At 37.8% G+C, this 12770-nt stretch carries 8 protein-coding genes and 2 tRNA genes; 1 reads left to right on the top strand and 9 read right to left on the bottom strand.

Annotation, left to right across the window (positions count from 1 at the left end):
- Positions 1-43: 43 nt before the first annotated feature.
- From QMA08_RS11050 to QMA08_RS11030, 5 genes are all read right to left on the bottom strand, one after another.
- Positions 44-1351, bottom strand: a complete 1308-nt coding sequence (locus tag QMA08_RS11050) for an MFS transporter (RefSeq protein ID WP_002962964.1) — start codon at positions 1349-1351, stop codon at positions 44-46.
- Positions 1352-1353: 2 nt separating this feature from the next.
- Positions 1354-1698: a cupin domain-containing protein gene (locus QMA08_RS11045; protein ID WP_002962963.1), complete on the bottom strand. Its 345-nt coding sequence runs from the start codon at positions 1696-1698 to the stop codon at positions 1354-1356.
- Between the two features lie 5 nt (positions 1699-1703).
- The gene (locus tag QMA08_RS11040; RefSeq protein WP_290174516.1) at positions 1704-3920 is read right to left on the bottom strand and encodes a heparinase II/III family protein; all 2217 of its coding nucleotides are present in this window, start codon (positions 3918-3920) and stop codon (positions 1704-1706) included.
- Between the two features lie 5 nt (positions 3921-3925).
- On the bottom strand, positions 3926-6184 hold the full coding sequence (locus QMA08_RS11035; protein ID WP_290174515.1) for a polysaccharide lyase 6 family protein: 2259 nt from the start codon (positions 6182-6184) through the stop codon (positions 3926-3928).
- A gap of 147 nt (positions 6185-6331) precedes the next feature.
- Entirely contained in the window at positions 6332-7210 is an 879-nt protein-coding gene (locus tag QMA08_RS11030; protein WP_290174514.1) for an NAD(P)-dependent oxidoreductase, read from the bottom strand.
- 625 nt (positions 7211-7835) lie between these two features.
- Between QMA08_RS11030 and gloA the strand changes: the two genes are divergently transcribed.
- The gene (gene gloA / locus QMA08_RS11025) at positions 7836-8237 is read left to right on the top strand and encodes a lactoylglutathione lyase (RefSeq protein WP_024594782.1); all 402 of its coding nucleotides are present in this window, start codon (positions 7836-7838) and stop codon (positions 8235-8237) included.
- A 285-nt stretch (positions 8238-8522) separates the two neighbouring features.
- On the opposite strand, the gene QMA08_RS11020 is transcribed toward gloA, so the two are convergent.
- The 4 genes from QMA08_RS11020 to QMA08_RS11005 all read right to left on the bottom strand — a co-directional run bounded on the left by QMA08_RS11020 (position 8523) and on the right by QMA08_RS11005 (position 12516).
- Complete coding sequence (locus tag QMA08_RS11020; RefSeq protein WP_024591534.1) at positions 8523-8789, bottom strand: DksA/TraR family C4-type zinc finger protein; 267 nt, start codon at positions 8787-8789, stop codon at positions 8523-8525.
- Between the two features lie 243 nt (positions 8790-9032).
- Positions 9033-11900, bottom strand: coding sequence for a pitrilysin family protein (locus tag QMA08_RS11015; RefSeq protein ID WP_290174513.1), 2868 nt, complete (start codon positions 11898-11900; stop codon positions 9033-9035).
- Positions 11901-12183: 283 nt separating this feature from the next.
- Positions 12184-12259, bottom strand: a tRNA-Glu gene (locus tag QMA08_RS11010).
- Positions 12260-12440: 181 nt separating this feature from the next.
- Positions 12441-12516: transfer RNA gene (locus QMA08_RS11005), tRNA-Glu, on the bottom strand.
- Positions 12517-12770 lie beyond the last annotated feature (254 nt).

The following is a 12770-nucleotide window of genomic DNA, read 5'->3' as shown; positions in this document are numbered from 1 at the left end:
TGCACATATACAAAATATGTTGGCATAGCAGTTATTATCTAGATTATTGAGGCTTTTTAAGAGGTTCTATTTTTGGAATTAAAATCCAAACAGCTGCCATTGCAATGATGGCTAAAGAAGCACCAATTACAAATGCTGGTGTGTAGTTACCATCAGCAGTAAGAAAAGGTACTAGCGATGTAAGACCTACAGCACCAAGCTTTGCCGCCATACCAGAAAAACCTGATAATGTACCCACTGCTTTTTTACCTAACAAATCACTTGGTAGTGTTTGCACGTTACCAATTGCAGTTTGAAAACCAAATAAGATAACAGCCATAATTAGTACCGCTGTTGTTGGTCCGCCTGGATTTGCCATTGCAAGTAGCGCTGGTAACATAATTAAACAACCCAGCGTAATAGTAAGCTTACGTGTTTTATCTGTATTCCAACCTGCTTTGAGTCGGTTTTGAGCCAATAAGCCACCAAACCAAGCACCAAACATAGCGCCTACATAAGGTACCCAACCGTATATACCAATAGATTTAACATCCATACCGTATACTTCATTTAGGTAAATAGGGATCCAAAAAACAAATAACCACCAAATTGGGTCAATTGCGGCAGAGGCAATGATTACACCCCAGCTTTGCTTACGAGAAAGTAACTCAGCAGTTGTAGGGTTATATTCCTCTTCGTCTTCACCAGTTACATCACCGTTGTCATCAACACGTCTTTGACCCGTTAAGATATATTCACGTTCTTCGGCAGTCAGCCAAGGATGTGAGCTAGGCGGTGCTTTAACTAAAATTAACCATGGAACTAACCAAAGGAAACCTAATGCACCAACAAAAACAAACACCATTTGCCAGCTAAAATAGATAGTTAAATAAGCAATTAAAGGAATAGCAATAATGCCGCCAATTGCGGCGCCAGAGTTAAAAATACCCTGTGCTAAAGCACGTTCTTTAGTAGGGAACCATTCTGCGTTACCTTTAGCTGCACCAGGCCAGTTACCGGCTTCTGCTACACCTAAGATTGCGCGAAAAATGCTAAGACTAAGTACACCTTGTGCAAATGCATGCGCAACGGTCGCAATAGACCAAACACCTATTGATAGTACAAAACCAAAGCGTGTGCCCACCCAGTCAAATATTTTACCAAAGATTGCCTGACCAAATGCATAAGCAAATACAAACACAATAGAAATATTAGCGTATATTTGTTTGCGTTCTAGCGCTGATTCATCAGGAAATAAATCTTCAACAATGTCCGGCCAAAGCACACTAAGTGCTTGGCGGTCGATATAGTTAATAATGGTAGCTAGCGCTATTAGCGCTATAACCCACCAACGTAAGCCTTTAAGTTGCATAATTAATCCTCAAGAAAGTCTTCACGCGCTGGGCTAAAAGTATCAATCAGGATTCCGCCTGTTGGGCAGGTAGCTCCATGATCAGCAAATGGTGGGATTAAGCAGCTATCACCCGGTTTTAAGATTTTAGTTACGCCATCAATGTTAAAGTGAAACTCACCTTCAACAACATACGTTACTTGAGAATGTCTGTGAGCATGGTTATAACCAATAGCCCCTTTCTCAAACCAAATTTTAACAGCCATTAGCTCTTCGTTATAACCTAGCATTTGACGTTTTAGACCATTTCCTAAGTCTTCTATTTCGGTCTCGTTACCAAATGAAAAGTTTGCGCTTTGCTTTTGCATCCTATTTACTCCTGATTATTGTTCATCATATAAACGCCTAATCGGCCATTTAAAGTGAACTCTTTATTTTGATAATTGAATGTGTTTTTAGCTGATGTTTGTGCTTTATTAATTGCCACTAAATATGAGTTGCCTTTAATATCAAGTTCAACAAGTGTTAAATCGCCCTGCTGACTATATTCAAGCTTTGTAACTCGACTAACAGCTTCTAGGGTATATTCTTTACTTGGGTTGTACTCACCATGTGGCTCTAATACAGATATAAACTTATGTTGCTTTTGACCCTCAACACGACGAATAAAACCATTTTCGTTGCGTAAATTAAAGTGAGGGTCATTTGCGCCTATTTGAGTAAACAAGAAAGACTCATCACCTTTAACCAAGCTCGTTTGCGTATAAAAACGACCATTTTCGTTTAGCCACGTTACTTTAGCTAAACCACTTTGAGGTTGCGCTTGAGCTTTAAGCCATAGATGCTGGTAGCCATTTTTAGTACCTAGCGCAGACAGCTGCGTTGCATTCGCTTTTAGCTCAAAGCTGGTATCTATAAGCTGACCTTTATAATGCAAAGGCAAATCAAGCTGATGTGCTTTATTTGCTGCAACATCAAATATATCAAGTGCAACTGTGCTTTGTAGTTCAGGTAAGTTAATAAGTGCAAGCGTACGCTCAAGATCAACGCCTTTATAAGCTGTGCTTATTTCGCCGCTTGAAACCGTGCCGTATTCATTCGTTTCGAAAAAGTTAAGTGCAGGGTAATTACTATTTCCTACTTCAACATTTGCATTAAAATGCGTTGTTTCGTCAACCACTACCGTATTGTGCGCAACAGTGTGTTTAGCGTAAGTTTCGTTTTCAGGTAAATAACGACCGCCGTATTTAGCTTCTACATTTAAAAAACGTGCTGCGCCATAATCAGATACAATTTCATTTCCGTGGTCGTAAAACTGCCATGTTAATTTATCAAAATGACCATGGCCCAAACCTTGTGCAGCAGGTTTAAACAGTAGCGCTTGATCGCCACCTACCTGCGTTCTCATTACAACTAAAGCACCTTGTTTACCGCCATTACCATCACCGAAGGCAACAGATTTAAACGAATAAGGTTTTGCCATGTTGTTATCAAGTGCTTGAGCTACTTTTAGCCCATCACCAGAGAGAATTATTTGGTCTTGTTGCTTAGCAATATCTAAATAACCTGCATCGTTGGTTAAGCCATACGCTGCCGTTACACCATTTACTAACTCAATGGTATCGATGCCTTTACTTTTTATTGCATCGTTAATTGGGAAGAACAAACCGTTGTAGCTAAGTTGAATTGTCGTATCAATCGCTTTTAATAATATGCCATCGCGATATTCAAATATTTTTCGTTGTGGTTCGTTGTTTTCAATCGCTTTAGCAAACGTAACAAAGGGTAATAGTGCAAAGCGTTGATAGTAAGGACCTTCGTTATAGTAACCTTGTGGTGAAAACAGCATCTCTAGCTGCTTAATAAAGCCACCCTTACCCGACTTTTCTAAATCGTATAATGATTTTTCTACCCACTCAGGTTCGCCTAATACATACCCTGCCATGCCAACACCCGCTGTTGCCCATGTTCCATGGTTATGTACTTTATTAAATGTAGACGGTTGGCCTACAGATGTGAACAACGAAACAGGACGGAGTAAGTCATTCTCGATTGTTTTAATATTATCGGCATTTAACGAGTCATGAATTAGATCATAAGCTTGTATTGTGTACACAAGCCACATTGCTTCATTTAGGCTTTGCCAAAAAAACTTACCTGGATTTTGCGAGTCCATTTTACGTTTTGGATGCAGACCAAGCGTTGGGTATAATTTTGCATACTCAAGCAACATATCACGTACATAGTTTGCGTATTTATCATCTTGGCTTAATTGATAAATAATGCCCGCGTTGTACATAAGTTGATAATTTTTCTTATGGCGCTCATGTGTATAACCACCACCGCCATCTTTTGGAACTGGTACAGTGATAGGCTGTGCAATTTGTTCATCTACTTGCGCTTTTAGCGATTCAAACGCAGTAGCAAACTTTGTGCTACCGTTGCTACTAATTGCTTGGCGCATTTGCTTAACATCATCAGTAGTAATCACTAAGTTTGGGTGCGCTGCATGCGCCCCCAATGATGTAAGTAATGTAATTGCAGCTACAGCAGCTATTTTAAAACGTGTTTGGCATTTTAATAAGTACATAGTATTTACCCTGCCTTATTTAAAATGTTGTTATTTTTTAATACTGCCGTGTGTGGGCCTTTAACTCTTAACTCTTTAACGCTTGGTGCTTTAGTTGCATCAAATGTATTGCCTGAGATTTCAGTTTTAGGCTCGCCTACTGTGTGCTCTACAATAATAGGAGCAGATTTAACAAATTTATTATCTTTGATATTAGTAACTTGAACACCGTGAACATAAATGCTCGCTTGCTCTTTGTTACGCTTACCAAGGCCAACGTTATTAAGCGTGTTATTTGTCATTTCAAAATGAGGACCAAATGTACTTTCATCAGTACCACCACGGTAAAGCTTAAGTACACCGCCTTCCACATTATTAAATGTATTATCATTTACAATAACGTATTCCGCGTTATAAACACCTAAGTCTTCAATTTCAGTATTTAGACGTAAAATGTCACCTGTTACTGTATTAAAGGTATTACCTGTAACTATAATTTCGTCAGCCATTGCACCTTTACCAGTGATAAAGAAATGGAATGAATGATTAATATCTAAAGCATTTAACTCTGAGTTGGTCATTACAAAGCGGTAATTATCAACCATACCCCATTTTTGCGTACGAACAATGCTGTTACCTATTGCATCTGGCGCGTTTTCACCTGAAATTGATAAACCATCTAGTTTTAAGCTGCCGCCATCATGTATTTCAAACAAGGTAGAGCGTTGAAAAGTAAGTTTAGACTTTGTGTTCTGCTTTGCTTTAATTGTCAACGTTTTATCAATTTTAACCAGTTTAGACACATCATAATGGCCAGGCGCTAGTTCTAGAACATCGCCCGACTCTGCATTATCAATAGCATCTAGTAATGCACTTACATCAGCTTTAACAGAATGTGTCTTACCAGAATCAAAATCAACTAAAGCAGGTACTTTTGCATACCAACTAACACCGGTATCTTCTTTTTTAAGTACTTTTAAATCGCGCTTTGCACCTACATTTAAACTTTTAGATGTTGGGTAAAGTAGACCATTACTTGCTTTTTCCAGCGTGATTTTATCTTTTTTTACACCGTACGTTAGCTCAGAAAGCACTTTTGTATCTGCAATGTTGTTACTTAATACTAACCCACTTACATCGTCGAATGTTGTAAATGGCTGCTCACCATCTTGGTTTATGATTAAGTTGTTTTTCATTACGCTATTTTTTGGGGCTGCGCTACGCTCAGCATCGCTACCTGCAGCAAGTTGAATATGACGCACATTTATAAATGTGTTGTTTTCAATCGTCGCATTTTCTACTTGGTGATAACGATTAATAGATGAATTTGGTACGCCGTTCATCACAGTAAAACCACTGCCAAAACGATAGCCTGTTAGGCCTTGTAGGTAGTTATTTCTTACAATTTGATCTTTATTGATAACGCGGATACCACCTGTGTGATCAACACCATTACCAATAAAAATATTTTCTTCTATAAGATTACCGTTACCATGGCGCAGCGTTAATGTACCGCGCGCTTCATAAAATACGTTATTACGAAGGATGTTTTTACCTGATTTAACCGAAACAATTTCTACTTCACCATTGGTACGTTCAAAGTAATTATTTTCAACCAATGTATGCGAATCAGTTAGTGAGTAATGGCTTGTGCCAATACGCAGGGTTTCACCACCGTTAGAACCAAAAGTAGGACGGTAGCCAAAATAGTTGTTATCTATACGATGATAGTTTTCCTGGCTTGCTTTAGTGTTTAAACGAACAGCAACTGTCACACCTTTATTTCGTTTGCCAACTAAATGACTATGATCAAAGCGGTTATGTTGTCCATATAAGGCAACCCAATAATCAGACTCTCGTTTGTCTGGATTACTGTAATTATCGATTACTGTTTGAGTAACTCGTGAATTGTAGGCTAATTCATTTTTATTTTTACGAAATTCTATTACAGCTGAGCTCGGTGTGTAGCCGTCTTTAAATACTAAACCAGAAGCTTCAAGGTATTTACCTGCAAGTCTTAGGTTAGATTGACCTGATAGAATTACTTTTCCGTTAGTTTCAGCGGTTAATATAATAGGAGAGTTTTTTGTACCTTGGCCTTCAAGTAAAATTTCGAAGTCAGACCAAGTACCATTTTTAAGTACTACTTTGTCGCCAGCAACTAGATTAGCTGCGATATCATTAAAAGCTTGTTTATTTTCTATAAAATAATCTTTGGCCGCTACTTGTGTGGATATGCAACCGATGAGAACTAGACTAAGCTTTATTGTATTAATCAAACGCATAGTTAACTCTTTTTCGTTGTGACTGAAAGTAGTGCTTCATCAGAATTAAAAAAAGCTGACATTGCACAAAGACTTTAGTCAATTGGTGTCATGTGTGTTAAAGCGCCTTAAGTTAAAGCTCAAAGCGCTCAATAAGGTCGAGAAGTATTACTTTTCTAACTTTTTGAAGTAATCAAAAATTTCAGGAACGTTACCTTGACCCATACCAGCGTCAAACGCTGCTTGTAGGTTAGCTGATGAACCTTCAGCGATTTTTGATTCAGTACCTAGGTCTTCTACCATTTGTAGGAAGTAGCCTAAATCTTTCTTTGCATTAGCAATCGAGAAACCAAGGTCGCTAACATTATCAACTGCATAATTTTTACAAAATTGCATAAACGGTGAGTTAGATGGACCAGTCGACATAATGTCGAAAAGTTGTTGACGGTCAACACCAGCAAGCTCTGCCACTGCAAATGCTTGTGACATAGCACATACTGTCGTCATGCCCATGAAGTTGTTGATAAGCTTAGTTGTATGACCTGCACCTAGCTCGCCAAGATGGAAAACGTTTTCACCTTGATCTTCCAGTACTGGTTTAACTTTATTGAATGTATCAATATCGCCTGCAGCCATAATGTTTAAAAGACCGTCTTTAGCATGTGCTGGTGTACGACCTAGTGGCGCGTCGATCATGCCTGCGCCTTTAGCTGCTAAATCAGCACCAATTTTTTTAGTAGATGATGGGATAGAAGTACCAAAATCAACTAATACTGCACCTTCTTTAATACCCGCTAGGATACCGTCTTCTGCGTAAACAATTTTTTCTACAACGGCAGACGTTGTAAGACAAAACATAACAATATCTGAACCTTCAGCTAGCTCTTTTGCAGTGCTTGCTGTTTTTGCGCCTCTAGCAACACATGCTGCAACCGCATCTTTGCTAAGGTCCATAACAATTAGCTCATAGCCTTTGTTTTGTAAATTTTCGGCCATGTTGCCGCCCATTAAGCCTAAGCCGATGAAACCGATGACTGGTTTTGACATGAATAACTCCTAAATATGTGGCGCATACTTTTATAAGAACAAGTAAAATTTACTCTATAAATACGCTGTGTCTTTTGTTTCAATTTGTAGAGTAACTTTAAGCTTGAGTTATTTATAAATTAACCTGTGCAAAACGTAACTCTGATTAATTACCAATACATTGTATTCACTCAAACCAAGTAACTTACCAATTGGTATGCAAAAACTGTATTACCATACGACTTTTTTGTCAACCAATAAGTTAACCAAGCAAACGCCATATTTTTACAAATTACACAATAATAAATTTAATAATCTATAAAAACAGATGGTTACATAGCAATGGCACAATTAAGCAAAGGTTAACTTTTGTTGAACAATCAGTAACTTTTTTATACTAATAGGTTGACCAATAATTGAGTGCTGGTTATTTAAATATCCAAAATTTATTAAAATGATTCATTAATTGGTAATTTATAAAGGTCGAACTCAAACTGTTTTAAGCCCACTCTCATATTAAGGTTGTGATTTATATATAATGCCTACATATATGGCTAATACATATAACCCCCCCTAAAACGCGCTTAATAATAGCGCTTAGTTAAAAATACCCTTAACATTGAATAAATAACTAAAGGAACTAAAAATGCGTTTATTACATACTATGCTTCGTGTAGCCGATTTGGATAAATCAATTGCTTTTTATACTGAAATATTAGGTATGAAAGAATTACGCAGAGCTGATAACAGTGAATACAGATACACTCTTGCCTTTGTTGGATATGGCGACGAAGCAGATAACACAGTATTAGAGCTAACTTATAACTGGGACGAGGATAGCTACGACCTAGGTAATGGATATGGTCATATTGCTATTGAATTTGATGATATTTACAAAGCATGTGCAGATATTAAAGCTGCTGGTGGCAATGTAAGCCGTGAACCAGGGCCTGTAAAAGGCGGTACTACTGAAATTGCTTTTGTAAAAGACCCAGATGGCTATGCAATTGAGTTAATTCAGAAAAAAGAAGACATGAGTAAATTTTAAATTACTTAACAACCAATTCAAGTAATAACAATTTGCTTAATGCCAATCTGCTTATATATGGGGTCTATTTAACGTTAAGAAAATTACGCTAGAACTAGGCAAAAATTTTTGTATCTAGTTGTTCTAAATAAAAAATTTTTAACTACGTTATAGTGCAATTTAATTCGTTAGATTGATCAAAGATTTATGCTGGTTGGTATAACTATGGAGGGGTTTAATTTTATATATTGTTCAAATGGTTATGCAGATTGGTATTAAATAAAAGGTGCTTTGCAGCACCTTTTTTTAACGCAACTGACTATCTTTACTACCACGCCTATTAAACGATTTAGCGCTAGCATCATTACCTTCTATTGCAGCTTGGCATGCAACACAGTAGCGAACTCCTGGTAGCGCGAGCCTTCGTGCTTGTGGGATTTTTTCATCGCACTCGTCACATAGCTCAGCACTTGCACCAGATATTAAATTGCTTCTTGCATACTGTACGGCGTCGTTAACACTTGCATCAATTTGATCTTGAATTGCACCGTCTCGTGCCCACCCACTTGCCATAAATCCTCCTAATAAAGTTGGATGTCTAAATTTATGCTACCAAATTGAATCTTTATAAGTACTGAATAATAAAGCTAGGAATGGGGTGTTATTTGAAGGTTTAAACTACAAAATTATATTTTATATCTAAAAAAAGACGCTGTAGTTGTTCCTTGTAATCTACTTTCGAAAAGATCAACACTCTAAAATCAGGCAAAAAAAAGCAGCTAAAAAAGCTGCTTTGTAATTCTAATTATTTAAATGTTAAAGACTGTAGTCAACAACCTTCATACCTAATTTTTCAAGCTCTGGGCGAAGTGTTTTAGCATCACCCACTACTAAATAAATCATATCTTTAGTGTTTAAGTGTTTTTTAGCTAAGGCGTTAACTTCTTCTTTGCTAATATTGCTAACAATCTCATTTCTTTCTTTTACAAAGCTAGGTTTTAAATCGAACTCTAATATTTGTGCTAAAAAGCCAAGTTTTGCATTAGGCGTTTCGTATTTAAGCGCATCTTTTTGATTGATAGCTTTACGCATAAACATAAGCTCTTCATCAGTGACACCGTTTTGAGCATAGTTATTAAGCTCATTAGTAAACTCTGTAATAGACGCTGCAGTAGAGTCGGCTCTCACCGCTGCAGAAGCTGTAAAGCCACCTGATGTTTTATCCCCCCAAAAACGAGAGCGAGCACCGTAAGTGTAGCCTTTATCTTCTCGTAAATTTAGATTGATACGGCTGTTAAACGTGCCACCAAATGCAAAGTTCATTAAGTTAGCTTTAAAAAACTCACCTGTAATGTCTTCAACCATATCGCGTTTACCAATACGAATTTCTGATTGAGGGGCATCTGGTTTATCAACCAAATAAATTACATTAGTTTCTACTTTAGGTTCACTGAAATCAACCGCTACCGGGCTCGATTTACCTTGCCAGTTTGCAAATGTAGCTTTAACCTTTGGCTCAATTTTTGACTCTTTTAAATCAGAAACAATAATGACTTGCGCGCCCTGTGACTTAAAGTTTGCGTTATAAAAAGCTTTAACGTCATCTAATGTAATAGCCTCAATACTATTAAGCGTTCCGGTACTTGGAAGTGCAGCTATATTGTCGCCATATAGTAATTTGCTGTATGTATTAGATGCTAAATACCCTGCATCCTTCATTGAATGTTGAATATTTTGAATGATTTGCTTTTTATTACGCTCAAAGTCATCGGCATTAAATGCTGGTTTAAATAATTTCTCTTCAACAAGCTTTAGCGTTGCATCTACATTTTTGGTTAAGCTAGAAACATACACATTTGTATGTGTTTTATCTGAGTAGATACTTACCTGGCTACCCAGTTTTTCAAGCGCGTTACTCATTTGCTCTGTAGTGTAGTTTTGCGTTGACTCGCTCATTAACGATGCAGTCATTGACGATAAACCCACTTTACTAGCTTGCTCATTATACAAGCCACCCGGAACTTTAATGAAAATAGCGGTGGTTGGCGTTTCTGTACTTTGCGTACCTAATATTTTAATACCGTTTTCGGTCTTAGTTTGCCAAAGAGAAGGAACATCAACAGCAGGATTTGCGCCGGCTACAGGGTGAACACTTCGATCAAATGTATCAACAGCTCTTCGTGCCACTAAATCATCAGCTGAAGTTGTAGATGGACCTCCAAAATCATGCGCTTTAGGCGTAAAGTTGTCTGGGGCAGCTATAAGTTGAGTTTGACCTTCTGGCACAACACTCATAATAACGGCAGATTTACCTTTGATATATTGATTAAAAACACGCATAACATCAGCTTTTGTAACTTTGTTATAACGTGAAATCTCATCTTTAGCTGAGTTTGGGTTACCTGTAAACGTTTCAGATGCGGCTAGTTGAGAGACTTTTCCTGATACGCTTTGCAGACCAAAAATTGCACCCGACTCTATTTTAGCTTTTACTTTATCTAAATCATCTTGTGTAACGCCACGCTCTTCAAATTCAACAAATGAATCACGAATGATTTTTTCCATATCAGCTAACGTTTTCCCTGCTGTAGGATTTGGTAAAGCATAAAGACTAATTGAACACGCTAACTCTTGGCATGGATGATTTGCACTTGCTTGAACAGCAAGTTGAGTTTTAACTAGGTTTTTGTATAGTAGTGAATTATTACCTCCACCTAATATTTCAGCAAGTATATCAAGAGGCGCTTCATCTTCAGAGCGAGCGTAAGTCGTTGGGAAACTCATACTTAATAAAGGTAAGTGAACCTTATCTTCCATTGAAATATATCTATCGGCATTTAGTGTTACCGCTGTTTTTTCAACTTTAGGTATTTCAGGACCTTTTGGGATTGGTGCAAAGTATTTAGTAACTAATGGCAGTATTTCATTAGCGCTGATGTCACCACCAATGGTAAGCGTTGCATTATTTGGTCCGTACCATTTTAAAAAGAATGCTTTTAAATCATTTACATTTACGCGATTTAAATCGTCCATAAAACCAATTACAGGCCATGAATATGGGTGGCCGTCTGGATACATCGCTTGAGCAACACGTTCACCTAAACGACCATAAGGGCGATTATCAACACGTTGGCCGCGCTCGTTTTTTACTGTTTCGCGTTGTACTTCAAATTTTTCTTGGGTTACAGCATCGAGTAAAAAGCCCATTCGATCAGCTTCTAGCCACAACATTTTTTCTAATTGATTTACAGGTACTGTTTCAAAATAGTTTGTTCTATCTGAGTTAGTTGTACCATTTAAAGTACCGCCTGCTTCAGATATTATTTTAAAATGTTCCTCATCAGCAACATTTTCTGAACCTTGAAACATCATATGCTCAAAAAAGTGAGCAAAGCCTGACTTACCCAACTCTTCGCGAGCAGAACCAACGTGGTATGTTACATCAACGTGTACTAAGGGATCTGAATGATCCTCATGCACAATTACAGTTAAACCGTTATCTAGTTTATATTTTTTATACGGTATGTTGATTTCACCTGCATTAGATTTCACTGATTCAATAAGTGTAACGCCAGGAATTGATGTTTCTGTAACAATATTTTTATCAACAGCTTGAGTTGAGCTATTACATGCAGCCAACCCTGATGCAAGTAAAACAGCAAGTGCAATTTTTGTGAGTTTCATTTTTTAGTCCATATTTAAATTAACTCAATGAGTTTAAAGACTAATTAAAAGTACAACAAGGAATATGGAGCGATTATGGGTTTGGTTTTGTAACAAAGTGTAAATAGATTGATATAAAAATGAAGTATAAAATGAGGGTATTAATTTGTGGTTTTATTCTAATAACACTGCACTTTCCTATCTAAGTAGTAAATGACATATCTAAGAGATTGGTACTCTTGATAACGTCGTGCATAGAGAGTGCGGTGTCACACTGCTTTACACAATACTTAAAATAAGTAAGTGGCGTCCCCAAGGGGATTCGAACCCCTGTTACCGCCGTGAAAGGGCGGTGTCCTAGGCCTCTAGACGATGGGGACACATAAATGTGTCACTAGGACAACTGAATTTTTAGACTCGTTTCAGGCGAGCTTTCTTAATAACACTACACTTCCCTATTAAAATAAGTAAGTGGCGTCCCCAAGAGATTAGTACTCTTGATAACGTCGTGCATAGAGAGTGCGGTGTCACACTGCTTTATACAATACTTAAAATAGTAAGTGGCGTCCCCAAGGGGATTCGAACCCCTGTTACCGCCGTGAAAGGGCGGTGTCCTAGGCCTCTAGACGATGGGGACACATAAATGTGTCACTAGGACAACTGAATTTTTAGACTCGTTTCAGGCGAGCTTTCTTAATAACACTACACTTCCCTATTAAAATAAGTAAGTGGCGTCCCCAAGAGATTAGTACTCTTGATAACGTCGTGCATAGAGAGTGCGGTGTCACACTGCTTTATACAATACTTAAAATAGTAAGTGGCGTCCCCAAGGGGATTCGAACCCCTGTTACCGCCGTGAAAGGGCGGTGTCCTAGGCCTCTAGACGATGGG

Origin of the sequence: Pseudoalteromonas sp. APC 3355 (assembly GCF_030407615.1) — a bacterium.
Lineage (GTDB): Bacteria > Pseudomonadota > Gammaproteobacteria > Enterobacterales > Alteromonadaceae > Pseudoalteromonas > Pseudoalteromonas distincta.
Note: the sequence above shows the minus strand (reverse complement) of the source record. Positions and strands in the feature narration are given on the sequence as shown.

Coding starts and splice junctions, on each gene's coding strand:
- QMA08_RS11050 (WP_002962964.1), bottom strand. CDS start 1,351: ATGCAACTTAAAGGCTTACGTTGGTGGGTTATAGCGCTAATAGCGCTA.
- QMA08_RS11045 (WP_002962963.1), bottom strand. CDS start 1,698: ATGCAAAAGCAAAGCGCAAACTTTTCATTTGGTAACGAGACCGAAATA.
- QMA08_RS11040 (WP_290174516.1), bottom strand. CDS start 3,920: ATGTACTTATTAAAATGCCAAACACGTTTTAAAATAGCTGCTGTAGCT.
- QMA08_RS11035 (WP_290174515.1), bottom strand. CDS start 6,184: ATGCGTTTGATTAATACAATAAAGCTTAGTCTAGTTCTCATCGGTTGC.
- QMA08_RS11030 (WP_290174514.1), bottom strand. CDS start 7,210: ATGTCAAAACCAGTCATCGGTTTCATCGGCTTAGGCTTAATGGGCGGC.
- gloA (WP_024594782.1), top strand. CDS start 7,836: ATGCGTTTATTACATACTATGCTTCGTGTAGCCGATTTGGATAAATCA.
- QMA08_RS11020 (WP_024591534.1), bottom strand. CDS start 8,789: ATGGCAAGTGGGTGGGCACGAGACGGTGCAATTCAAGATCAAATTGAT.
- QMA08_RS11015 (WP_290174513.1), bottom strand. CDS start 11,900: ATGAAACTCACAAAAATTGCACTTGCTGTTTTACTTGCATCAGGGTTG.